This is a genomic window from Polaromonas sp. P1_E3, assembly GCF_056405935.1.
In genome coordinates this window covers 1-23,058 of record NZ_JBFUBD010000035.1, presented here as the reverse complement: position 1 = coordinate 23,058, position 23,058 = coordinate 1, and the positions used below count along the sequence as shown (strand labels likewise).

The window sequence follows — 23,058 nt, the reverse complement described above, 5'->3', positions numbered from 1 at the left end:
GTCCTCGGTTCCCTTGAAGCCGAACCGGGACGCGTTGCCCGTGATGAGCGTCTGCGAGACCGGGCCGGTCTTTGAGTTCTCAAAGCTCGTGTCCACCCTCCCGTAGACCGTTACCGTGCTTTGCGCCAGCGCGACGGGGGTTATGGTGCTTATTGCGCCGGCAGCCATCGCAGCCAGGCAAGTCATTTTGTAGTTCATTCCTCACTCCTCGAAGTTTTTATGGATGGCGGGAAATGCTTCGCCGCCGCAGGGTATTCACGGGCAAGGGCTCGCCCACGCCTGTGAAGACTTCGTCTTCGCAAGCCAGCAAATTCAGGGGTGTGCAGGTGTTAACTGTCCGGCAGTCGCGTTGCAATGACGCGGTTGGGGTTCATGCGGCGGTTAGTCCAGGACGATCTTGTTGGCCTGGGCGATATCCTTGAAAAAGCGGATCCGCTGGATGACCTCCTGGCGGTATTCCGCCGGTCGCACGTTCTCGGGAAGCATCGCGCCGCGTTTGCGCCAGGCCTCCAGCGTGTCCTTGTCGCGAAGGATGGTACGCACCGCGTCGTAGAGCTTCTGCACAATCGCCTCAGGCGTTTTTGCCGGCGCTGCCAACCCTGTCCACGACGTAAGGTTCAGGTCGGGCAGCTTGAGCTCGTCGAAGGTGGGAACATCCGGCAACTGCGGCGCGCGCAGCGGCGAGGCGACGGCCAATGCGCGCAGGCTTCCGCTCTGCAGCATGGCCAGATTCGAGGGCAGGTTGTTCCAGGTCAGCTGGACCTGTCCCGAAAGCAGGTCGGTCAACGCGGGGCCCGCGCCGCGGTAAGGAATGTGGGTGATGAACAGGCCCAGCTTCGATTTGAGAAGCTCCATGCTCAGGTGCGCTACCGAACCGTTGCCCGACGACGCATAGTTCAATTTGCCGGGGTTTGCTTTGGCGTAGCGCACAAATTCGGCAAAGTTCTTGACCGGAAGCTTGGCGCTGGCAACCAGCACATTCGGCAGCCTGTCGATCAGCGTGATGTAGGCGAAATCATTCACTGCGTCGTAAGGCAGGTTGGGCGATACCGCGGGGTTCACCACATGGGTTGACTGCGAAGTAACAACCAGCGTGTAGCCGTCAGGCGCGGCCTTTGCAACAATGCCGGTGCCGATCGCGCCGCCCGCGCCGGCCTTGTTGTCGATCACAACAGGCTGGCCCAGCAGCCTGCCCAGCTTGTCGGCCATGGCACGCGCTGAGATGTCCACCGCCCCGCCCGGGGGAAAAGGCACGATCAGGGTAATGGGACGGCTTGGGTAGGCCTGCGTCTGGCTGAAGGCCGGGCAGGCCACCGCGCCCGCCGCGCCGGCCGCAATGCCCAGGAAGCCGCGGCGGTTGCTGATGATGTTCATGCTGTGTCCTTGATGTTGAAGTGGCTTTTCGGATGATTGGCTTCTTCCCTGATGTATCCCGCGATGGCCTGCAGCACCAGGTGGATACGTTTTCTGAGTTCATGGAACTGCCGCTTTGGCTCACGCGTCTTTTCGTCAAGGTAGAGCGCCCTGTTGATTTCGATCTGCAGGCTGTGCTGTCCGTGTGCGGGTCGGCCAAGAGTGCGCACCAGGTCTTGCCCCGCATAGGGGTCGTTCAACGCGACGGTGTAGCCTTGCCGCTTGAACTCGTCCCCGACGAAGTCAGCGAAAGCCGCGCTGCAGCTCTCGCCATGCAAGTTGCCCAGCACGATGTCGGCCAAGGGCTTGTCCGGCAGCCCCAGGCGCACATATGCGTTGCTTGGCATGGAATGGAGGTTGAGGTGCCACCGTTTACCCTGCTGGGTGCTTGACTGGGCCAGTGCGTCCTCTAGCGCATGGCGATACGGCCGCCAGCAGCTTTCAATCCGGTGTTTGATTTCACTGGCATGAAGGCGGCGGCTGTAGATCGGCTGTAGTGTCGGCGTCTGGCTGAACACCAGGCCATTGCCCAGTCGCAGGCAGGGCTGGGAGGGCTTCACCGGCCCGTCCCATTCACCGTCCAGCATGGAGAGGTCAATGTCGTCCTCGCTGCGGTTGGGGTCGATGTAGCTGCGGGGAAACGTCGCGTGCACCAGTGTCGCGCCGACCAGCGGGGCCGTATCCCAAAGCTGCTCGATCAGCGTGTCTTCGCACTGCCGCAGTTGCTGCAATTCAATGGAGAAATCGAAGTCCTGCGGATAGTAGGTGCCGCTGTGTGGGGAGTCGCACACTAGCGCAATGGGGTCAACGACGGGTCGGACGACCTTGACGGGTTCGGCGCGGGAGATGGTTTGACTCATGGCCGGTAGTGTGGCGCCGCGAGTGCCGCGCGACAAACGACAATTTCAAAGCTGCTGATTAGATGATCTAATACGGCCATGAAATTCAAGTCGCCGTCGCTGGCCGAACTGCATGCGTTTCTGGGGGTCTGCCAGCTGGGGAGTTTTCGCCGCGCGGCGGAAGTTCTCTCCGTCACGCAGGGCGCCGTCAGCCAGGCCATCCTGCGCCTGGAGCAACGGCTCGGCTGCAGCCTGTTCGACCGCCAGCAGGCCGGCGTGGTGCCTACGGCCCGCGGGCGCGAATTCCAGAAGCTGGTCGAAACCCATGTCGCCGGACTGGAGGCTGCCGTCACCAAGTTCGGCGGAGAGTCATCGCAACGCAAAGTGCGGGTGAGCGTCATACCAACCCTCGGGACACGCTGGCTGGTCCCCAGGCTCGCGCAATTCAAGTCCTTGAACCCCAATGTCGAAGTGGAGCTGCGCCAATTCCATTTCGACGAAGATTTCAAGCGCGACGACGTGGACCTGTGGATCGCGCTCAGGCGTCCCGGAAGCAGGTGGCCACGCGGTATCCGCGGACGCTATCTGCTGGGCAACGAGATCACGCCCGCGTGCACGCCCGCACTTGCACGAAGCATTCAGCATCCGCGGGATCTCGCCGCACATACCCTTCTTCATCACATCAACTACCCCGACAACTGGGCCGTGTGGATGGAGGGTGCAGGCTTAAAGCAGCCCAAGCCAGCATTGGGCCCGGGGTTCGATCTGGGCAACAACCTCATCGTCGCGGCATGCGCCGGCATGGGAGCCGTCGTCATCCAGCCGTGCCTCATCGAGAGCGAACTCGAAAGCGGCAAGCTGGTCCTGCCCTTCGACACCCGGGTCCTGATCAAGCGCGGATATTACCTTTGCCAACGATCAGCTGCCGCCCACAGCAATCGCGCCGTTGAAGCGTTTGCCTTATGGCTGCAAGAGCAGGCTGCCAGTACAGCCAGCGCCTGACTAGCCGCTGCGATCAGGCTGCGCCGGCCGTGTCATCGCGGGCCGGCAGGCCCATGCCCTGGGGCAGGCTCTCACGCAGCGCTTCGATAAAGCGGCGCAGCTTGGCCGGGTAAAAGCTCGAATAGGGATAGATCAGGTAGACCGGCAAAGGCTCGGCACACCACTGCGGCGCCAGGTGCAGCAACCGGCCCCTGGCCACGTCGTCCGCCACCAGCCATGTTGAGGCAATGCTCGCGCCCAGGCCCAGCAGCGTGGCATTGCGCAGGGCAAACAGGCTGTCGGTTCCCAGGCGCGGCCGTATCGCAAAGCGGTGCTCTTCACGCCGCTGGTCGGCGTGGCGGCGCATGAGCACCACCTCGTTGCGATAGAAGGTTTGCAGCGCCAGCCAGGGCAGGGTCTGCAGATCGACTGGATGCATCGGCGCCGGCTTGCCTTGCAGCAGCGAAGGCGCCGCGACCACAATGCGCCGGACTTCGGCAATCTTCACGGCCACCAGCGAGGGGTCTTCCACCGCACCCACATGCACCGCGCAGTCGATGCCCTGGGCGATGAAGTCGGGGGTGCCGTCATGCAGCAGCCATTCCACCGTGACCCGGTCATGGCGCCGCAAATAGTCCACCATGGGCCCTACCAGCTGCTGCTGGCCCAAGGCATGCGGCACCACCACGCGCAGTGTGCCCTCCGGCACTTCCTGGGTGCCGCGCAGGTCGGCCTCAAATGACCCCCAGCTGCCCAGCAATTCCTTGGCATGGGCAAAGCAGCGTTCACCGCCCTCCGTCAGTTTCATCGCGTGGGTGGAGCGCTGCAGCAGTTTCAGGCCCAGCGAGCGTTCCAGTGCCTGTAGCCGCCGGCTGACTGTGGGTTGCGTGGCGTTCATTTGCGCTGCGGCGGCAGACAGGCTGCCCGCTTCCACGATGCGAACAAAGGTCTGCATCAGTTCAATCCGGTCCGGTGCGGTTCTCATGCGTGTTCCTGGCTATTTATGCGCTTTGCGTATGACCATTGTGCCCAATAGCCACCTTCACAGCACGAAACCGGGCTCGCATACTCGCGTCCTGCCCTTTCAGGGGTATTTATGAGGATTTTTGCCATGACTTCAATTGCTAATGCGCATGACCAGGCCATTCCGAGCCTGCCGTTTTCACTGATCCTTCTGCTTGCCACCGGTGCGGGCCTGGCTGCGGCGTCGCTTTATTACAGCCAGCCCATGCTGGCCTTGCTGCTCGCTGAATTCAAGTCCACTCCCGCCGCCATCGGCCTGGTGCCCACGCTGACCACACTCGGTTACGCGCTGGGCATTGGGCTACTCGCGCCGCTGGGCGACCGCTATGACCGCCGGCGCATCATCCTCGGCAAGGCCGCYGCGCTGGTGCTGGCGCTGCTGCTCGCCGCCGCCGCGCCGTCCGTGGCGGTGCTCGCACTGGCCAGCCTTGCGATCGGCCTCGCCGCCACGCTGGCGCAAGACATCGTGCCGGCCGCCGCCACGCTTGCACCCGAAGCCCATCGCGGCAAAACCGTGGGCACCGTGATGACCGGCCTGCTGTTGGGTATCCTGCTGTCGCGCGTGGTGGCCGGCGTGGTGGCCGAGCAGTCCGGCTGGCGCAGCATGTTCGTGGCCGCGGCCTTCAGCATTGCGCTGCTGGGCGTGGCCGTRTGGCGGCGCCTGCCGCGCTTTGTGCCSACCACGCAGYTGCCYTACCTGGCGCTGCTSGGCTCACTGGCCACGCTGTGGAAGCGTCACAGCGCGTTGCGCCGCGCAGCGCTKGCCCAGGGSYTGATCAGCATMGGCTTYAGCGCCTTCTGGTCCACSCTGGCCATCATGCTGCACGCCGGGCCTTTCAACCTGGGCAGCGCCGCCGCCGGTGCCTTCGGCCTGGCCGGCGCCGCCGGCGCGCTCGCAGCGCCACTGGCCGGCCGCATCGCCGACAGCAAAGGCCCTGAACTCGTAACCCGGCTGGGCGCAGCGCTGGTCGTCGCGGCTTTCATCGCCATGGCCCTGGGCCCCAACCAGCTGTGGCTCATTGCCTTGGGCGCGGTGGTGTTTGACCTGGGCGCGCAGGCCACGCTGATTGCTCACCAGACCATCGTCTACGGCATTGAACCCGCCGCGCGCAGCCGGCTCAATGCGGTGCTGTTCATCGGCATGTTCAGTGGCATGGCAGGCGGTGCGTGGCTGGGCAGCGTGGTGCTGGCGCATGCGGGTTGGCAGGGCGTGTGCGTGATGGCTGCGGTGTCGGGTGCAGCGGCGTTGGCGGTGCGGATGTGGCCTGCCAAAAAGTATGCTCCTTGCGCGGCTTGACGCTGAATATCGTCCCGGTACTTCGCCGTAAAAAAAGGCCTCACTAGAGGCCTTTTTTTATTCTTTCTGTATCTTTCTTATCCATCGGTTGATTTTTGCAAGCGATTTATTTCGCATGCCTACAGTTGCGTGAGCCTGCGGCTGACGCACAGCAGCGCGATGCGGGACTAAATTAAAAACCTGTGCGGCTGCATCAGCCATCAGCACCAGGAAGAACAAAAATTGTCAGCCATCTCGCGTCTTCGTTCCGCTTTTTTTACCGGCCTGGTGCTTGTGCTGATCGGACTGGTATTGGCCTTGCCGGGCATCTGGCTGGTGGTGCTGGGGGGTTCCTGGTATTACGTGGTGGCCGGCTTCGGCTTTGTGCTGACCGGGATGCTGCTGATCCGCTACGGGCCTATAGCGCTCTGGGTCTACGCGCTTGTCATGGTGGGCACCCTGGCGTGGGCTTTGTGGGAGGCCGGTCTTGACTGGTGGCCGCTCGCAGCACGTGGCGGCGTGCCGTTTCTCATCGGCCTTTTCCTGCTCAGCCCGATGCTCGCCCGCGCCATGCAGGCTGAAGCGCCGGGCCAGTCCGGCGTGCGCGCGGGCCAGTGGGCACTGGGCGCGGCGCTGGCACTTTTCTTTGTGGCTTCGGTGGCCACCTGGCTCCATGATGCCAATCGCGTGACGGGCATGCTGCCGCTGCCCCCCACCGGCGCGGCGGCAGCCCCGGCACCCGACCCCGTGCCTGCCGGCGAATGGCATGCCTACGGGCGCACCGGCCAGGGGCAGCGCTACTCGCCGCTCAACCAGATCACGCCTGAGAACGTGGAGAACCTGGGCATGGCCTGGCAGTACCGCACCGGGGACATGCGCGGCCAGCCTGGCGACCCGGCAGAAACCACCTTCGAGGTGACGCCGCTGAAAGTGGGCAACCGGCTGTTCCTGTGCACGCCGCACCAGTCCGTCATTGCGCTCGACGCCACCACCGGTGCAGAAGCCTGGCGTTTCAACCCCGAGATCCAGGGCAAGCTCGCGCTGCAGCACCTGACCTGCCGCGGCCTGTCTTACCAGCCGCCCGCCGCTGCTGCAAGTCCGGCAACAGCGCCCGCCGCGCCTACCGACTGCCCAGCCAAACTCTTCATGCCCACGGCAGACGGCCGCGTGATCGCGCTCAATCCCGACACCGGAAAAGTCTGCCCCTCCTTCGGCGGCGGCAAGGGGCAGATCGATCTCTGGGCCGGCATGCCCAACCACAAGCCGGGCGCCTATTACTCCACCTCACCGGTGGTGGTCACATCAAAGCTCATCATCGTGGGTGGCACCGTGCTCGACAACGTTTCGACCAAAGAGCAATCCGGTGTGATCCGCGCCTACGACATCAACACCGGTGGGCTGGTCTGGAACTGGGACTCCGGCAAGCCTGAAGACACGGCCCCGCTCGCGGCAGGACAAAGCTACACGCCCAACTCGCCGAACAGCTGGTCCATCTCCAGCGTCGACGAAGCGCTGGGCATGGTCTATGTGCCGCTGGGCAACCAGCCGCCCGACCAGTGGGGTGGGCAGCGCAGCCCCGCCGTCGAAACCTATTCGTCATCCATCGTCGCGCTGGACCTGGCCACCGGCAAGGTGCGCTGGAACTTCCAGACCGTGCACCACGACCTGTGGGACTACGACGTGCCGGCCCAGCCCAGCCTGGTGGACCTCACCGTCGGTGGCAGCAAGGTGCCAGCGCTGGTCCAGCCCACCAAGCAGGGCGAGATCTTCGTGCTTGACCGCCGCACCGGCACGCCCGTGCTGCCCGTGCTGGAGTCGCCGGCGCCGCAGGGCGCCGCGCAGGGCGACCGCACCGCGCCCACCCAGCCGAATTCAGCGCTGTCGTTCAACCCGCCGCCGTTGACTGAAAGCGACATGTGGGGCGCCACCCTGTTCGACCAGCTCTATTGCCGCATCGCCTTTCACCGCCTGCGTTATGAGGGCCGGTTCACGCCGCCTTCCACGCAAGGCTCGCTGATCTATCCCGGCAACTTCGGCGTGTTCAACTGGGGCGGTGTGGCGGTGGATCCGGAGCGTCAGATGGTCTTCGCCACGCCGACCTACCTGGCCTTTGTCTCCCAACTCGTGCCGCGCACCGACGACACGTCCCTCCTGGTGCAGGGCAAGGAGCGGCCCGAGGGAAGCCTGCCGTCGCTCAATGAAAATTTCGGCGCGCCCTTTGCCGTCAAGCTCAGTGCGTTTGTCTCGCCGCTGGGCATTCCATGCCAGGCGCCGCCCTGGGGCTATGTGGCCGGCGCCGACCTGACCACAGGCGCCATTGCCTGGCAGCATAAAAACGGCACCGTGCGCGACCTGGCGCCCGTGCCCCTGCCCTTCCGCATGGGCGTGCCCAATCTCGGCGGGCCACTGACCACGGCGGGCGGCGTAGCCTTCCTGTCCGGCACGCTCGACTACTACCTGCGCGCCTACGACGTGAACACCGGCAAGGAAATCTGGAAGAGCCGCCTGCCCGCCGGCGGCCAGGCTACGCCCATGACCTACACCGGTGCCGACGGCCGGCAGTATGTGCTGGTGGTGGCCGGCGGCCATGGCTCGCTGGGCACCAAGGCCGGCGACTATGTCAGGGCTTATGTCCTTCAGCCGGGTGGCTGAGGCCGCGGAGGAGCAACACGACCGCAAGCCCAGCGGTGCTACGCCAGCGCCTTGACCCATTCACGCGGAGAAACCCCCGTCTTCTGCAGAAAGAGGCGTGACAGCGCCGAGGCGCTGGCGTATCCCAGCTGCGCGGCGATGGCCTTTAGCGATTGGCCGTTACGCAGCTCGGCCTGCGCAACGGCCAGCCGCCATGTCGCCAGATAATCTGCGGGTGTTTGCCCCACTTTTTGCTTGAACAACGGTGCAAACGCACTGCGCGACATGCCGGCCGATTGCGCCAGACGCTCAAGGCTCCACGCATGCCCGGGGTTTTCATGCACCGCCACCAGTGCACGCGCCAGTCGCGGTTCGGCCAGCCCGGCCAGCAGACCTTCGGGCACGCCGCTTTCTTCAGGATGGTCCAGCAGCCAGCGCAGCAGTTGCAGCAGCAGCACTTCAAATAATCGGTCAGCCAGCAGCCGCTGGCCGCAGCGCACCTGCGCGGTTTCGGCAAACAGCAGGGCCAGCGTGTGCTCCAGCCCCGGAACGCGTGCCAGCGGCAACACCACCAGGGCGGGCAGCGCACGCGCCAGCGGGTGATTGGCGCCGCCGTCGAATGCCAGCGTGGCGCAGGTGAAATCAGCGCCCTCCACCGGCGCGTTGTGAAAGTCATGCGCCAGCGGCCGTGGGTAAAACACCAGGCTGGGCTCGTTCACCTTCACCCGCCTGGGCGCGCCGGTTCCCGTGCGGTGCGTTACCACCATGGTGCCGCGCCGCATCACGTGCAAAAAACCCAGCCCGGCCTCTGGCGTGAAGCGCGTCACCCCGCACAGCGGCCCGTTGTGGAACATGTGGGCCCGCACGCGAAAGCGCTCCATCACAGCGGAAAGCCGGTCAATTCCTTCGGAGGGCGTGGTCATGTATGGGCTGGCGTTGAGACTTCATTGGACGGTAAGGATGATTTGATGGACGAATTCATCCAATAGATCCAGATTGTCGCGCGAAACTTCTTTCTGTGCAGCAAGCGCTCCCACAAGCCCCGCCGCACAAATGTTATCCCTCCACCGCGACTCTTCAACCTCCAAAGGACTTCACCATGTCACGCATTCCATTGATCGACCGTACCGCCACCTCCGCCGACCGCAAGGCCCTGCTCGACCAGGTGAACCAGGCTTTTGGCGCCACACCCAATATGTTCAGGGCCGTGGCCAACTCGCCCGCCGCACTCAAAAGCATGTGGGGCTCGTTCGGTGCGCTGGGCGGTGGTGTCATTAACGCCCAGCTGGGTGAGCAGATCGCCGTGGCGGTGGCTGACCGCAACGCCTGCGAATACTGCCTGGCCGCGCACACGGCGCTGGGCCGCAAGGCCGGCGTCAGCGTTGAAGGCATGGCCGCCGCACAGCGCGGTGAGTCCGCCGACCCGGCCACCGCTGCGGTGCTCGCGTTTGCACTGAAGCTGGTGAACGAACGCGGCAATGTGTCCGGCGCAGATGTGCAGGCTGTTCGGCAGGCCGGCTTCAACGACGAGCAGATCGTGGAGATCCTCGCACACGTGGCGCTCAACCTTTTCACCAACTACGTCAATGTGGCGTTTGCGGTGCCGGTTGATTTCGCGCCCGTCAAGCTGAGCCGCGCGGCTGCCTGACGCTTTGCCGGCCGGACCTTGCCCTGGCACGCGCGGCCTGCGGCATACCGGCCGCGCTGAACATATTTTTTAAAGGGCGCCCTCTGACCAGCCCTCTGAAAGCCTTCATGCAAACCAAAAAACATTCTCTGGCACCCGATTGGCATATCGGGCACTGGCTCAACACACCGTCACCCATCACGCTCGCATCCCTGCGCGGCAAGGTCGTCGTCATGCACGCCTTCCAGATATTGTGCCCGGCCTGCGTGAGCCATGGCCTGCCACAGGCCGTGGCAATACGCCAGGCATTTCCCGAATCGTCGGTCGCTGTCATCGGTATCCACACCGTGTTCGAGCATCACCGCGTGATGACCCATGAGGCGCTGCAGGTGTTTGTGCATGAGCAGCGCCTACGCTTTCCCATCGGTGCTGACTTGCCCGCACCGGACGGCCCCATCCCGCAAACCATGGCGGCGTATCAGTTGCGCGGCACACCCAGCCTGGTGCTGATCGACAGGCAAGGCCATTTACGGCTGAGTCACTTCGGGCACCTGGACGACCTGACCGTCGGCTCGGCCATAGGGCAACTGCTGGCCGAGGCCGCCTGAAGCCAGGGTGAAGAGCGTTGTGGATCAAACAAGGCTGTAGCGCTTTAAGGACGTGCGCCAGCAGCTATAAATTCAATAGCGCCCATCGAAGGGCACCCTTAAGCCGTCTTCCAGTTCGCATCGTCTTTGTCTGACGTGGCCCAGGTAAATTTGCAGACACCTGGCAGGCGGGTGCGCGCCCACGCTGGGGGTTTGTGTTCTTTGAAAGCCGCACCATGAAGCCTCAAGACCCCAGGGACCCCAACCACCCGGCCACCGGCCGTACATCCGACAGGCAAGCCAGCGCGAAAGACCGCCCGCCCTCGCGCCGCGCTGCGCTGAACTTTGTGGGCGCGGGCCTCGCGGCCGCGCCCGTGTTGCTGGCCGGCGGAGCGGCCCAGGCGCAAATACCCGCGCAGGTGGTGCCGGGCGCCGCGCGTGTGCGCCGCCCCATGCAGGACCCGCGCAACCTGTATCCGCGCCCGCCCTTTCCCGCGCAGACACAGCCCTGGCCGGGGCTGGCCGGCCGCATGAACCCGCGGCCTGACCACGGCGAGAACAGTTACGTGGGCTCCGGCCGCCTGCTGGGGCGCAAGGCCCTGATCACCGGCGGCGACTCGGGCATTGGCCGCGCCACCGCCATCGCCTACGCGCGCGAGGGCGCCGACGTGGCCATCAACTACCTGCCCATGGAAGAGCCCGACGCCCAGGAAGTGGTGCAGCTCATCCGCAATGAAGGGCGCCGCGTGGTGGCAATCCCGGGTGACATCCGCGACGAAGCGTTTTGCCAGCGACTGGTGGCGGAGTCGGCACGCGGCCTGGGCGGGCTCGACATCCTCGTCAACAACGCAGCCAAACAGGCCGCGCAGAAATCCATCCTCGACATCACCACCGAGCAGTTCGACCAGACGCTCAAGACCAATCTTTATGCGATGTTCTGGATCACCAAGGCCGCAGTGCAGGTCATGCCGGCCGGTGCGGCCATCATCAACACCGCGTCGGTGGTGGCGTACGAGCCGCCCGAGCAGCTGCTCGACTACGCGTCGACCAAGGCGGCCATCGTCGCCTTCACCAAATCCCTGGCCAAGCAACTGGCCACACGCGGCATCCGTGTCAACGCCGTCGCCCCCGGCCCCTATTGGACGCCGCTGCAGCCCAGCGGCGGGCAGCTGCCCGATGAACTGCCCAAGTTCGGCGGCGACACACCCCTGGGCCGCCCTGGCCAGCCGGCAGAAATCGCGCCGGTGTTTGTGCTGCTGGCCTCGGCCGAAAGCAGCTACACCACCGGCAATGTCTACGGCAGCACCGGCGGCCGGGGAGGCCCCTGATGGCGGCGGCAACGTTACCCGGCCAGGTTGTCGTGCTCACGGGTGCGTCCAGTGGCATCGGCCGCGCCACCGCACTGGCCTTTGCCGATGCGGGCGCGTGCCTGGTGCTGGCCGCTCGCGGGCCCGAGGCACTGGGCGCCGTGGCCGCTGAATGCCGCGCGGCCGGCGCCAGCGTGCTGGCGGTGCCAACCGACGTGACCGACGCCGCAGCCGTCAGCCGGCTTGCCGAAAACGCACTCCGGCATTTTGGCCAGGTGGACGTGTGGATCAACAACGTCGGCGTCGGCGCCATCGGCCGGTTTGAGCAAACGCCGCTGGAGTCGCACCGCCGCGTCATCGAAGCCAACCTGCTGGGGCACCTGCATGGCGCCTATGCCGTGCTGCCGCACTTTCGCGCGCGCGGCCGCGGCACGCTGATCAACATGGTCTCCATCGGCGGCTATGTGCCCGCGCCCTATGCGGCTGCCTACACGGCCAGCAAGTTCGGCCTGCGCGGTTTGTCAGAATCCCTGCGCGCCGAGCTGTCGGATGCGCCGGACATCCATGTGTGCGAGGTCTACCCCACTTTTGTCGACACACCCGGTGTGTCGCACGGCGCCAACTACACCGGCCACCGTGTGCGGCCCACGCCGCCGCTGGTAGACCCGCGCCGCGTGGCAGGAGTACTGGTGTCGCTGGCGCGGTCGCCGCGCCCATCGGTGCAGATCGGCAGCGTGGCCATTCCCGGCCGCATGGCGCATGCGCTCGCGCCCCGTTTGCTGGGCCGCTTCATGAACTGGATGGCAGGCTCCGCACTGAAGCGCTCCGCTGCAGTGGCCACGAGCGACGGCAACCTGTTCACGCCGTCGCAGAACACCGCCATTGATGGCGGCTACCGCAAGCGCCTGCCGCCAGGCACACCGGCCGTTGTGGGCACAGCCGCGCTGGTGGGGTTGGGCGTGGCGTGGTGGTGGCATGCCCGGCACAGGCCGCGCACGCCGCTGGAAAAACTGCAGCATCAATGGCAGCGGCAGGTGCGGCAGGTGCGGCAGGTGCGGCGTTGAGCTGACGAACTGACTAAAGCGGAGGCAGGTGCCGGCGGTTTTCTTAGGGAAAACGCCTTGCAGCCCAATAACAACGAGCGCAAGCAGCTATTAAAAATATAGCAAACTCACGAATACAGCTTGGCCCCCGCCGCGAATTCCGCCTTGAACACTTCCGCCACCCAGTCGGCAAAGGCGCGCACCTTGGCCGTCAGGTGGCGGTTGCGCGGGTACAGCACCATCATCGGCAGCGCTTCGGGCTGCCAGTCAGGCAGCACGCGCACCAGGTCACCGTTGGCCAGCAGCGCGCAGGTGCGGCGCGTCAGCGGCGGCTGCGACAAGCCCAGGCCGGCCAGCACCGCGCCCATGTGGCTGTCCGCATCGTTGCAGCTGACCCAGTGCGGGCGGTGAACCTGCCGCACATCACCGTCTTTTGAAAATTCAAACGGAAACACCCGCCCTGTCTTGGCGGAATGAAAGTTCACAAAGCGGTGCTGCTCCAGGTCTTCCAGGGTCTTGGGTGTGCCGTACTGCGCCAGGTAAGAAGGCGCGGCGCAGGTCACCACCGCCAGCCGGCCCAGCGGCCGCGCCACCAGGGTCTCGTCGTGCACGAGGCCGCCGCGGATCACGCAGTCCACGCCTTCGGCAACCAGGTCCACAGGCCTGTCGGTGCTGCCCAGTTCCAGCACCATGTCGGGGTAGCGTTTGAAGAATTCCGGCAGCGCCGGTGAAATCACGTGGCGGCCCACCGCCGCCGGCACATCCACGCGCAGGCGCCCTGCCGGTGTGGCCACGGCCCGGCGCAATGTGCCTTCCAGCTCGCCCATGTCCTGCACCATGGCCAGCGCCCGCTGGTGGTACAGCGCGCCGTCGTCCGTCAGGCTCAAGGTGCGCGTGGTGCGGTTCAGCAGGCGGACGCCGAGGTGTGCTTCAAGTTCCTGCACCACCGTGGTCACCCTGGCTTTGGGCATGTGCAGCGCGGTGGCTGCCGCGGTAAAGCTGCCCAGGTCCACCACGCGTGTGAAGACTTCCATCGCCTTGTAGCGATCAACGCTCATGATTTTCGCCTTATTGTTCTTGAAAACGATAACAGTTATTTTGTTTATAGGCAGTTTATTCTTTTAATTCAAACCAATACAGTTCATTCACCTGCTCACTTATCTGCCCATCCCAACACTGACCCACTTTTTACGAAAAGGCTCCCCATGAACACGAATATCCTGCCCTCCACCCGCCTGGGCTTTCGCGGCCCGCAATCTGTCTCGGCCATTGGCCTCGGTGCCATGGGCATGTCGGGCATGTACGGCGCCCACGACGAGGCGCAAGGCATCTCCACGATTCATGCCGCACTCGACGCCGGCGTCAACCTGATCGACACCGGCGACTTCTACGGCATGGGCCACAACGAGATGCTGATCGGCCGGGCGCTCAAAGGCCGGCGCGATGAGGCGCTGATCTCCGTGAAGTTCGGTGCGCTGCGCGACCCGTCAGCGGGCTGGATCGGCATGGACGGCCGGCCCGCCGCCGTCAAAAACTTTCTGGCGTACACCCTGCAGCGCCTGGGCACCGACCACATCGACATCTACCGCATCGCCCGGCTCGACCCGAACGTGCCGATCGAAGACACGATTGGCGCCATGGCCGACATGGTCAAGGCGGGTTATGTGCGCCACATCGGCCTCAGCGAAGTCGGCGTGCAGACCATCCGCAAGGCGCATGCCGTGCATCCCATCAGCGACCTGCAGATTGAATACTCGCTGGTCAGCCGCGGTCCTGAGGCGGAAATCTTTCCCGTGCTCAAGCAGCTGGGCATCGGCGTCACGCCCTACGGTGTGCTGTCGCGTGGTTTGCTGTCGGGCTCCAAGCCCACGGGCCCAGGCGACTTCCGCGCCCACCTGCCGCGCTTTACCGGCGACAACGCGCTGAAGAACCAGCAGCTCGTTGATGTGTTGCACCAGCTCGCTGCCGGCATGGGCGCCACGGCATCGCAAGTAGCGATTGCCTGGGTCATTGCGCGCGGCAAGGCGCTGGGCGTCGACATGGTGGCGCTGGTCGGTTCGCGCAAGCCAGCCCAGCTCGAGGAAGCGCTGGGCGCGCTGAAGCTTCAGCTCAGCGCCGAAGACCTGCAGCGCATCGAAGCTGCGTTGCCCGCCGACGCGGTGGCAGGCACCCGCTACGACGCCCACCAGATGGGCCACCTGGACAGCGAAAAGTAAGCGCGAATTGATACAAATTGGCCTGCAGCCCTTGCAGGCCGTGCGCAAGCAGCTATCAATTCGGGAGCAAGAAAAGCGGCAGCAGGGGCGGAAGGCGTGAACCCTTGGCTAGATCACGTTCTTCTCCAGCAAGCTGCGCCCCTCTACCAGTCGCTGTGCCGCCAGCGGCGACAAGTCCAGGCTGGTGTACGCGCCTTCCGCCATCCACTCCGCCAGGCCGCGCCCCACCGCCGGTGATTGCTGCAAGCCGTGGCCGCTGAAGCCATTGGCCAGCAGCAGGTTGGGCAGGTGCGGATGCGGCCCCAGCAGCGCATTGTGGTCATGCGTGTTGTATTCGTAGTAGCCGGCCCACGCGCGCTGCATGCGCACGGCTTCAAAGCCCGGCACGCGGTTGGCCAATGTGAGCCAGGCCTGGTCGAAGAGCTCGTAGTCCACTTCCAGCGGCACATCGTTGTCGTCTTGCGCGGGCGGAAGGCCGCAAATCCATATGTCACCCTCGGGCCGGAACCACAAACCGCCTGGGTCAATCACCAACGGGCAACCGGGTGTTTTGGTGGGGCTGGCAAACGCATACACACAGCGCCTGCGGCCATACACCGGCAAGTCAAGGCCGGTGCCCGCCAGCAGCGGCCGTGCCCAGGCCCCTGCCGCATTCACCGCCCAGTCGCAGGGCAGCTGCGCGCCGCCTTTCAGCATGACGGCCGTCACGCGGCCCGCACCGTGCACGAAGCCGGCGGCCTCGGCCTTCACATACTGCACGCCCAGGCTGCGCGCTTTTTGCTTGAAGGCCATCAGCAAACCGTAGCCGTCAAACCAGCCTTCGCCCGAAAGGCCCAGCGACGCCAGCGCCAGGTCATCCACCTGCAGCCACGGAAAACGTTGCTGCGCTTCGGCCGGTGTGAGTAGCGCCACGTCAACACCGTGCGCGCGCTGCGTGGCGTGGTTCTCCCGCAAGGTAGCCGCACCCGCCTCCGTTGCCAGGTAAAGGTAACCGCGCTCCGTCAATCCGATGTCGGGCACATCGCCGTCGACGGCCAGGTGCTCTTTGATGTTGCGCAGGAACTCAATGCCGAACTGCGACACCGCAATGTTCACCGGCTGTGAGAATTGCTGGCGGATCGAGCTGGCCGAAAGCGCTGAAGAGGCTTGCGTGTAGGTCGGGTCGCGCTCAATCACCGTGATGTTGCCGCCAAAGCGTGGGTGCGATGCCAGGAAGTACGCGATGGCACTGCCGATCACGCCGCCGCCGATGATGACGACGACTTGCTGTTGATGTGTTGTGTTGCTCATGCCGTTTGATGTTGTCTTCAAGGCGCCTATGTCATCCTACATTGCACCGCCGTCGTGACTCGGAGTTTTTGCTCCCTCTTCTCTCGGAGAGGACCGGGGTGAGGGCTGCGGCGTGTGCACCAACGGTGACTATTTGCTTGCGCTGGTTGAATTGTGCGGCTCGTCTAGCTGCCATTCATCCAATATGATCTGCCGACCTGCATCTGACAACATAAAACTGCGCGCCATGCCCATACTGCCTGATTTTTGGCTGAAGTCGTTTTTCTTCTGGGCATTGTTTGTCCCAATACACATTGCGATACTCGCAGTCGCAGTCTGGGCTCGCGGTATCTTCGCAGGCATCGTGATCGCACTCGGTCTCTTTGCGCTCGCTCTTTTAGGCGCATTTGCTGTGGAGTATTTCGTTGCATTGCTTTACGGCTCTGACCCAATCATCGGAGGAGGCTCACATAAGGGCCGAGCGGTTCGTCAAATGGCTCCGTGGATGCTCGGGCTCACTCTTGGGTACCTTCCGGTTATTGCCTGGACCACGTACCGAAATTACGCGTACAGAAAATTTATCGAAAGCCTTGAAAATGAGCGATGAGTCATTCAGCGTTCATCGACCATTCAGTCAGAACGTCAGCTAGTCCATATTGACATTTCAGCTACTCGTCCCACCCATGGAATCCTTCAAACCCAGAGTCGGCAAACCCATCACGCCCGAGCAGTTCGACGAGCTCAGTGACGAACAGCTGGTACGGCTCGTCCCCAAGGCATATCGCGAGTTCTTTCCGGGCAAGGACTTTTGTGCCGACGGCCATTTCTACCTGCACGATGGAACGGCCTGGAGTTTCTACCGGGGTGATCTGCTCGACGAGTAGGGCTTGCGCCGTTAGTTGCAGATGGGTGCACCGAATGTGGCGGCGTAAAGAGCTACACGCCGGAGGCTTCATCTCCTACGTGCCGCAGCAGTTTCGCGCGCATTTGTCGCTGTGCAGCGACAAACCATGTAAAGCGCAGGTGTGTTGTGCAACGGTGTGTGTGATGCGTCAACAGCACAGCATGCAACCCCGTTGAACACAGGCTACGTGACAACAACATTTCCTTCATCCATATTCAAAGGACTCTCATGAACAAACTGCTCGCTACCCTGATCGCCACCCTGTTCGTCGGCATTGCTTCCGCACAAACCCCGGCACCCGTTGCACCAGCGACCCCCGCCGTCGTCAAGGCTGAAGCCAAGGCCGACAAGGCAATCGATGGCGCCGTGAAGAGCGAAGCCAAGGTAGATGCCAAGGCCGACGCCAAAGTCGCGAAGGCAGAAGCTGCAGCCGCTGCAAAAACCGCCAAGGCAGACGCCAAGGCTGCCAAGGCAAAAGCCAAGGCTGAGGCCAAAGCTGCCAAAGCCGCCAAGGCAGACGCTAACGATAAAACCAAGGCCGACGCCAAGGCTGAGAAAACCGTGATCAAGGCAGACGCCAAAGCTGCTTCCACCAAAGTGGATGCCAATGCCAAAGTGGATTCAGTGAAAGTCTCCACCGGTGCCGACAAAGCCAACGCCAAGCTCGACACCAACGCAGTCAAGGCAGAAGCCAAGACCGACGTCAAGGCAGCTGGCGCCAAGTAAGTTGCAACGCGGGCGCTGAGCCCGCTGATGCAAAAAGACAGGCCTTTGGCCTGTCTTTTTTTTGGCCTTCTGCGGGCGAGGATTGCATCGCTGCGCGCGCGCAGCGCGGCTAACACAGCCAATGCGGTCGTTTCCTCAACTCATCGGCTTGTTCACAAAAGCGATGACCAGCCCTTTGTCGGTCACGGTAATCGTGCTGGGCTGCACGCCCATGCTGTTGGGCAGCGCCAGGTCTTCCGGCTTGAGGGTGTGCAGCACGGCGCCCTGCAGCGCCTGCTCTGCCAGCTGTGGCCCGTAGCTGCCCAGCAGCATCGAGGCCTGTGGCGGCAAGCCGTCGAATTGCAATGCATTCACACGCAGTTCATGCGCGCGAATCGTCATGTCGCTCGCCTCATAGCGCAGCGCAAAGTCCAGGTCAAAGGTGCCGGGGTAAGCGCGCCGCAGTGCCTGGCCACCGGCCTCTACGGCCATCACCGCGCCCAGGCGGTTATGTGCCGTCAGCATGCGCAGTTGCGGCGCCTGTACGGTCAGGTCGAGAATGCCTTCAGCGCGCTTGCGCATCGGAAAGCGCCTGGCAATCGCGTCTTGCAATTGGGCAGTGGTGACGGTGTAACTGGGCTGGCCGTGCGCGCTGAAAAAGGCCATGCAAGCAACGCCACCCGAGGCAAGCAACAGTCGTCGTTTCATTCAATGTCCTTTCTGGCTTCAAGGCTCAAGCGTCAGGACCTTAGGCCTTGGCGCTCTTCATGCTCATATCGTGCCGCCAGCGCTGCACCGCGCATGTCATTCATAAGCCCGTATTGCGGTCAGTGTTCAGCCGGTGGGAGCCAAAAGTCTCTGTAAAGGTTCAATTCCTGTATGGTCGGTGTGATGCGAACCTTCTTGACCTTTCTGTTGATGGCGGCCTCCACCCTGGTCAGCGCGCAACCCACCAAGGGCGAGCAGGATGCGCTGGCCCTGGCGATCAGGTCGCAGCGTGTCCTCAACGAATACGCCATCGGGGCCATGGAACCCGAAGCCATGAAGTACGCCCAGCGGCTGCGGCTGACGCAGGCCGCGCTGGACGGGCAGCGCAAGCAGTGGCCCGCGGCCAAAGAGGCGCCCGATCCGTTTGATCAGTTCCGGCCTTGCAAAAACGCGCTTGAAAAAGCGTCTTACCTGGCCGGCCTCTCCGGCATGAAGGCGGTTCGCTCTCTCGATGACAAGGTTTTTCATGCCGAGAAGGGCAAGCTGCAGAAGCTTCGCGCCGAGTGCGACGCCGTCGTCAAGCGCGCTAACGCTGAACGGTAAGGCGGAACGATAAAGGCAGAACGGTAAACCGGCCTGCGGTTGAGTCGCCCTAGCGGCCCACCACCGACCAGCCGGCCTTCTGGTTGGTCTTGTCGTTCTCATACTCCCAGGCCGTGCCGCAGCGGTCGCACTTGTAGCGGGTGATGGTGATCAGCCCGTGGCGGCGCGTTTCATGGCGGGGGTCGCCCTGCACCAGCTCCGGATGCCCGGGCGCCTTGCGCCAGTTGCGCTGGATCCCCGCGCACGAGTCGCAGAGTTCCATCTTTTTGAGTTCGCTGGCGCGGTTGGGGTCTTGGGCTTGGGTCATGGGGTGCTCTTGCGTTGCAGGATGTCCCCCATTGTCGCCGCTGGTGAGGCGAAGCGATTAGCCCGCTATTTCCACTGGCCGCGGTAGCCAAAACACCCTCTGCGAAAAAGGGGCTTGACTTCGAGTGCGCTCGAAGTTTTACAGTCCCTCCATGACCACCGCAACCATTGGCTCCCCCACCGTCTCATTAAGCATTGCCGAAGCCGCAGAAGCCTCAGGGCTCAGCGCTTATACGCTGCGCTATTACGAGCAGATCGGCTTGATCGCACCCATTGACCGGTGCAGCGGCGCGCGCCGCTACAGCGACGCCGACATGCGCTGGCTGGACTTCCTGGTGCGTCTGCGTGCCACCGGCATGTCGATGCGCCACATGCAGCGCTATGCCCAGCTGCTGCGCAAAGGCAATACCGCCGCCAGCCTGGCCGAGCGGCAAACCCTGCTCGAAGAACACGCAGCACGCCTCGAAGCCGGGATCCGCGCCCAGCGCGAAACCCTGCAGTTCATCCGCAAAAAAATCGGCCTGTACGAAGAGCTGCGCGCCGTGCCTAAACGCGCCTGAATCCACCCAATCCGACTGAAAACCAACCCCAACCAATCCTTCAACCCAAGGTAACCCATCATGATCAAAACCCGCATCCTCGGCCGCAATGGCCCTTCCGTCTCCGCCATCGGCCTCGGCTGCATGGGCATGAGCGACTTTTACAGCAACCGCGACGACACCGAGTCCATCGCCACCCTTCACCATGCGCTCGACCAGGGCCTCAATTTCCTCGACACCTCGGATATCTATGGCCCGCACACCAACGAGCTGTTGATCGGCAAGGCCATCGCCGGCCGCCGCCAGGACGTGTTCATCGCGACCAAGTTCGGCATCACGCGTGACCCGGCCAATGAAGCGGCGCGCGGCGTGAACGGCCGGCCCGAGTACGTCAAGGCCAGCTGCGACGCCAGCCTCAAACGCCTGGGGCTCGACCAGATCGACCTCTACTACCAGCACCGCGTCGATAAAGCCGTGYCCATTGAAGACACCGTGGGCGCCATGGCAGAACTCGTGAAGGCCGGCAAGGTACGCTTTCTAGGCCTGTCGGAAGCCTCTGCCGCCACGGTGGCCCGCGCCTGCAAGGTGCACCCCATTGCCGCACTGCAAAGCGAATATTCGCTGTGGACGCGTGACCCCGAAGTCACCGGCACGCTGGCCGCCTGCCGCGAGCACGGTGTGAGCTTTGTCGCGTATTCACCGCTGGGCCGCGGCTTTCTCACGGGCGCCTTCACCAAGCCTGAAGACCTGCCCGCCGACGACTACCGCCGCAAGTTCTCGCCGCGCTTTGCCGAAGAAAATTTCAAGCGCAACCTGGCACTGGTCGATACCGTGAAGGACCTGGCGGCGGCCAAGGGTGTCACCGCATCGCAGGTTGCGCTGGCCTGGGTGCTGGCGCACGGCAACGACATCATTCCCATCCCCGGCACCAAGCGCCGCAGCTACCTCGACCAGAACATCGGCGCGCTCGACGTCACCTTGAGCCCCGCCGAGCTGGTCCAGCTCGACAAGGCTTTCCCGCCCGATGCCGCCGCTGGCCTGCGCTACCCCGCGTCGTTTTTGGGTACGGTCAATGCGTGACGCAGGCTGAAACTCCTTGCGCGGGACAGGCCGGCGGCTTCGCCTGCGCTGAACCCGGCCGGTTCCATGTTCCCGCTGGTCAAAAGCCCCTCGCTGGCTGATGATTCCGTCAGGCCGGTGCAGCGAAAATTCTGGAGTTGTTGTATCGTACAACAATACGATGTATCATTCAACGATACATTTGTATTTGCCTTGGCGTAAAAGCCTGGTCTAACTTCATGGAGCTCAGAATGGGAATCGCACTAACTTGTCCCCGCCGGGTGCTGGCGGCTGCTGTGGCAGTGACGCTTTCGGGCATGACGTCAGCAGCCGATTTACGGATCGGGTTCAAGGCTGAAGTCACTTCTGCCGATCCCCACGTTCTGGGCGCCGCCAATCGCAGCGTCTGGATGAACGTCTACGACTCGCTGATTGGCCAGGATGAAAAGCTGCACCCTGTTCCTCTGCTGGCCTTGTCCTGGAAGGCGATAGACGAAAAACAATGGGAATTCAAGTTGCGCCCCGGCGTCAAATTTCACAACGGCGAACCGATGACGGCCAACGACGTGAAGTTCTCGCTGGACAGGGCCAGGGCGCTGGCCGGCCCGCGAACATTCAAGACGTATTTGAGAGCGGTCGACAGCGTTCGGGTCCAGGATCCGCTGACAGTCATCATCAAGACGAAGGAAGCCGCGCCCACTCTGCCTGAAAACGTAGGTCTCGTAGCCATTCTTCCGAAAGGAAGCGGGGCGGAGATCAAGGAGGAGGACTTCGAGAACGGCAAGGCGGCGGTGGGCACCGGTCCCTTCAAGTACGCAGGACTCATTCCAAGCCAGCAAGTGGCCATGACACGCAATGACGCGTACTGGGGCTCAAAACCGGCCTGGTCAAAAGTGATTTACCAATTCATCCCGAAAGAACCGGCGAGAGCGGCGGCAATGCTGGGCGGAAGTGTCGATGTCATTGATGGCGCTGCCGGTAGCTTGAGCGAGACCTTGAAGAAAAGCGACAAGGTGTCGGTAGTCTCTACGACCTCCTATCTACTCAACTACCTGTCCATGGATCAACTTCGGGCGGTTTCGCCTTATGTCACCAGTCATGACGGGAAACCGCTGGCCAAGAACCCGTTCCAGGACAAAAGAGTCCGTCAGGCCATCACAGTGGCCATTAACAGGGACGCCATTAACAAGTTCGTCATGAAGGGCGATGCGGAACCAGCGACGCAGATTGTTCCGGCCGGCTTCTTCGGGTACGAGCCCGCGCTGAAGCTTAAGTCGGGAGACACGGCGCAGGCCAAAGCCTTGCTGGCCGAGGCAGGCTACCCCTCCGGATTCAAGGTGGTTCTGCACTGCACAAATGACCGGTACCTCAACGACGCACGGGTCTGCGAAGCAATTGCACAGATGTTGACCCAGGCGGGGATAAAAACCGACGCAAGGACGCTCCCCTACGCCAACTTTGTTACCCGGGCGACAAGCGGCGGAGCTGGTGGCGAGCCTGAATTCAGCCTGGCCATGTTTGGCATTGGTGCGGTTCTCGGTGATTCGCTGGAGCCGTACACCGCCGTTGTCCACACCTTTGACAAGGCCTTGGGGACCGGAGCCAACAACTATGGCCGGTACAGCAACAAGGAGTTTGACGCGGCGATCCGCTCTGCATCAAAAACATTGAGTGAAAAGGAACGCGAAGAGTTGCTGCGAACGGCCGCAAGGGTTGCCGCGGAGGACGTTGCCATCGTGCCGGTGCATAACGCGAAGACTGCATGGGGACTGCGCAAGGGCCTGAGCATGGTTCCGCGAAGTGACGGGTTCACGGTGGCGAGTGCCATCAAGGAAGCGGCTTCGAAGTAAAACAGATCAACGAATAGGGGTGAGGTGAGGGGGTCACCGGTGCTGGTGTCAGCACCGGTGGCGCTCCAATCCGAGCCGAACCAGGGTAATCAATGAAAGACTCGACGTTCAGCAATCTTGCTGTGGTGATTGAACGCAACGTGATGGTGCCGATGAGGGACGGCGTGAGGCC

At 63.3% G+C, this 23,058-nt stretch carries 25 protein-coding genes; 15 read left to right on the top strand and 10 right to left on the bottom strand.

Annotated elements, in window-relative coordinates:
- From AC1D0Z_RS07610 to AC1D0Z_RS07600, 3 genes are all read right to left on the bottom strand, one after another.
- The coding region (locus AC1D0Z_RS07610) for a porin (RefSeq protein WP_477657640.1) at positions 1-198 on the bottom strand (198 nt) is incomplete at its 3' end.
- 183 nt (positions 199-381) lie between these two features.
- Positions 382-1,374 carry a Bug family tripartite tricarboxylate transporter substrate binding protein gene (locus AC1D0Z_RS07605; protein WP_477657639.1) on the bottom strand — a complete coding sequence of 331 codons (993 nt, stop codon included), beginning with the start codon at positions 1,372-1,374 and terminating at the stop codon, positions 382-384.
- Complete coding sequence (locus tag AC1D0Z_RS07600) at positions 1,371-2,273, bottom strand: N-formylglutamate amidohydrolase (protein WP_477657638.1); 903 nt, start codon at positions 2,271-2,273, stop codon at positions 1,371-1,373. The genes AC1D0Z_RS07605 and AC1D0Z_RS07600 overlap by 4 nt, the downstream gene beginning before the upstream one ends.
- A gap of 78 nt (positions 2,274-2,351) precedes the next feature.
- Here AC1D0Z_RS07600 and AC1D0Z_RS07595 point away from each other — a divergent pair, with 78 nt between their 5' ends.
- Positions 2,352-3,254, top strand: coding sequence for a LysR substrate-binding domain-containing protein (locus AC1D0Z_RS07595; protein ID WP_477657637.1), 903 nt, complete (start codon positions 2,352-2,354; stop codon positions 3,252-3,254).
- A 13-nt stretch (positions 3,255-3,267) separates the two neighbouring features.
- Here the strand turns inward: AC1D0Z_RS07595 and AC1D0Z_RS07590 are convergent, their stop codons facing one another.
- Positions 3,268-4,218 carry a LysR family transcriptional regulator gene (locus AC1D0Z_RS07590; protein ID WP_477657636.1) on the bottom strand — a complete coding sequence of 317 codons (951 nt, stop codon included), beginning with the start codon at positions 4,216-4,218 and terminating at the stop codon, positions 3,268-3,270.
- Positions 4,219-4,344: 126 nt separating this feature from the next.
- Here AC1D0Z_RS07590 and AC1D0Z_RS07585 point away from each other — a divergent pair, with 126 nt between their 5' ends.
- Positions 4,345-5,553, top strand: a complete 1,209-nt coding sequence (locus AC1D0Z_RS07585; RefSeq protein WP_477657635.1) for an MFS transporter — start codon at positions 4,345-4,347, stop codon at positions 5,551-5,553.
- Between the two features lie 222 nt (positions 5,554-5,775).
- Positions 5,776-8,184 carry a glucose/quinate/shikimate family membrane-bound PQQ-dependent dehydrogenase gene (locus tag AC1D0Z_RS07580; RefSeq protein WP_477657634.1) on the top strand — a complete coding sequence of 803 codons (2,409 nt, stop codon included), beginning with the start codon at positions 5,776-5,778 and terminating at the stop codon, positions 8,182-8,184.
- Between the two features lie 38 nt (positions 8,185-8,222).
- Here the strand turns inward: AC1D0Z_RS07580 and AC1D0Z_RS07575 are convergent, their stop codons facing one another.
- Entirely contained in the window at positions 8,223-9,086 is an 864-nt protein-coding gene (locus AC1D0Z_RS07575) for an AraC family transcriptional regulator (RefSeq protein ID WP_477657633.1), read from the bottom strand.
- Positions 9,087-9,262: 176 nt separating this feature from the next.
- On the opposite strand from AC1D0Z_RS07575, the gene AC1D0Z_RS07570 reads away from it, so the two are divergent.
- From AC1D0Z_RS07570 to AC1D0Z_RS07555, 4 genes are all read left to right on the top strand, one after another.
- Positions 9,263-9,811 carry a carboxymuconolactone decarboxylase family protein gene (locus AC1D0Z_RS07570; protein ID WP_477657632.1) on the top strand — a complete coding sequence of 183 codons (549 nt, stop codon included), beginning with the start codon at positions 9,263-9,265 and terminating at the stop codon, positions 9,809-9,811.
- Positions 9,812-9,918: 107 nt separating this feature from the next.
- Positions 9,919-10,398, top strand: coding sequence for a peroxiredoxin family protein (locus AC1D0Z_RS07565; protein ID WP_477657631.1), 480 nt, complete (start codon positions 9,919-9,921; stop codon positions 10,396-10,398).
- Between the two features lie 215 nt (positions 10,399-10,613).
- Positions 10,614-11,705 carry an SDR family oxidoreductase gene (locus AC1D0Z_RS07560; protein WP_477657630.1) on the top strand — a complete coding sequence of 364 codons (1,092 nt, stop codon included), beginning with the start codon at positions 10,614-10,616 and terminating at the stop codon, positions 11,703-11,705.
- Entirely contained in the window at positions 11,705-12,748 is a 1,044-nt protein-coding gene (locus AC1D0Z_RS07555; protein ID WP_477657629.1) for an SDR family oxidoreductase, read from the top strand. The genes AC1D0Z_RS07560 and AC1D0Z_RS07555 overlap by 1 nt, the downstream gene beginning before the upstream one ends.
- Before the next feature lie 107 nt (positions 12,749-12,855).
- On the opposite strand, the gene AC1D0Z_RS07550 is transcribed toward AC1D0Z_RS07555, so the two are convergent.
- The gene (locus tag AC1D0Z_RS07550) at positions 12,856-13,785 is read right to left on the bottom strand and encodes a LysR family transcriptional regulator (protein ID WP_477657628.1); all 930 of its coding nucleotides are present in this window, start codon (positions 13,783-13,785) and stop codon (positions 12,856-12,858) included.
- A 147-nt stretch (positions 13,786-13,932) separates the two neighbouring features.
- On the opposite strand from AC1D0Z_RS07550, the gene AC1D0Z_RS07545 reads away from it, so the two are divergent.
- Positions 13,933-14,943 (top strand): aldo/keto reductase, encoded by a 1,011-nt coding sequence (locus tag AC1D0Z_RS07545; RefSeq protein ID WP_477657627.1) that lies wholly within the window; start codon positions 13,933-13,935, stop codon positions 14,941-14,943.
- A 108-nt stretch (positions 14,944-15,051) separates the two neighbouring features.
- On the opposite strand, the gene AC1D0Z_RS07540 is transcribed toward AC1D0Z_RS07545, so the two are convergent.
- A complete protein-coding gene (locus tag AC1D0Z_RS07540) occupies positions 15,052-16,233 on the bottom strand; it encodes an NAD(P)/FAD-dependent oxidoreductase (protein WP_477657626.1) in 1,182 nt (393 codons plus the stop codon).
- Between the two features lie 226 nt (positions 16,234-16,459).
- Here AC1D0Z_RS07540 and AC1D0Z_RS07535 point away from each other — a divergent pair, with 226 nt between their 5' ends.
- From AC1D0Z_RS07535 to AC1D0Z_RS07525, 3 genes are all read left to right on the top strand, one after another.
- Entirely contained in the window at positions 16,460-16,819 is a 360-nt protein-coding gene (locus AC1D0Z_RS07535; protein WP_477657625.1) for a hypothetical protein, read from the top strand.
- A 76-nt stretch (positions 16,820-16,895) separates the two neighbouring features.
- Entirely contained in the window at positions 16,896-17,096 is a 201-nt protein-coding gene (locus AC1D0Z_RS07530) for a hypothetical protein (protein ID WP_477657624.1), read from the top strand.
- A 248-nt stretch (positions 17,097-17,344) separates the two neighbouring features.
- Entirely contained in the window at positions 17,345-17,842 is a 498-nt protein-coding gene (locus AC1D0Z_RS07525; RefSeq protein ID WP_477657623.1) for a hypothetical protein, read from the top strand.
- 135 nt (positions 17,843-17,977) lie between these two features.
- Here AC1D0Z_RS07525 and AC1D0Z_RS07520 read toward each other — a convergent pair whose 3' ends face one another.
- Entirely contained in the window at positions 17,978-18,529 is a 552-nt protein-coding gene (locus tag AC1D0Z_RS07520; RefSeq protein ID WP_477657622.1) for a DUF1439 domain-containing protein, read from the bottom strand.
- A 195-nt stretch (positions 18,530-18,724) separates the two neighbouring features.
- On the opposite strand from AC1D0Z_RS07520, the gene AC1D0Z_RS07515 reads away from it, so the two are divergent.
- Complete coding sequence (locus AC1D0Z_RS07515; protein ID WP_477657621.1) at positions 18,725-19,132, top strand: hypothetical protein; 408 nt, start codon at positions 18,725-18,727, stop codon at positions 19,130-19,132.
- A 49-nt stretch (positions 19,133-19,181) separates the two neighbouring features.
- Here AC1D0Z_RS07515 and AC1D0Z_RS07510 read toward each other — a convergent pair whose 3' ends face one another.
- Positions 19,182-19,439, bottom strand: coding sequence for a hypothetical protein (locus AC1D0Z_RS07510; RefSeq protein WP_477649662.1), 258 nt, complete (start codon positions 19,437-19,439; stop codon positions 19,182-19,184).
- 151 nt (positions 19,440-19,590) lie between these two features.
- Here AC1D0Z_RS07510 and AC1D0Z_RS07505 point away from each other — a divergent pair, with 151 nt between their 5' ends.
- The 3 genes from AC1D0Z_RS07505 (at position 19,591) to AC1D0Z_RS07495 (ending at position 22,886) form a co-directional block, all read left to right on the top strand.
- Positions 19,591-19,998: a MerR family transcriptional regulator gene (locus AC1D0Z_RS07505; RefSeq protein ID WP_477657620.1), complete on the top strand. Its 408-nt coding sequence runs from the start codon at positions 19,591-19,593 to the stop codon at positions 19,996-19,998.
- 60 nt (positions 19,999-20,058) lie between these two features.
- Positions 20,059-21,057 carry an aldo/keto reductase gene (locus AC1D0Z_RS07500; protein ID WP_477657619.1) on the top strand — a complete coding sequence of 333 codons (999 nt, stop codon included), beginning with the start codon at positions 20,059-20,061 and terminating at the stop codon, positions 21,055-21,057.
- 230 nt (positions 21,058-21,287) lie between these two features.
- Positions 21,288-22,886, top strand: coding sequence for an ABC transporter substrate-binding protein (locus tag AC1D0Z_RS07495; RefSeq protein ID WP_477657618.1), 1,599 nt, complete (start codon positions 21,288-21,290; stop codon positions 22,884-22,886).
- Here the strand turns inward: AC1D0Z_RS07495 and AC1D0Z_RS07490 are convergent.
- On the bottom strand, positions 22,864-23,058 hold a 195-nt coding region (locus AC1D0Z_RS07490; RefSeq protein ID WP_477657617.1), incomplete at its 5' end, for a hypothetical protein. The genes AC1D0Z_RS07495 and AC1D0Z_RS07490 overlap by 23 nt on opposite strands.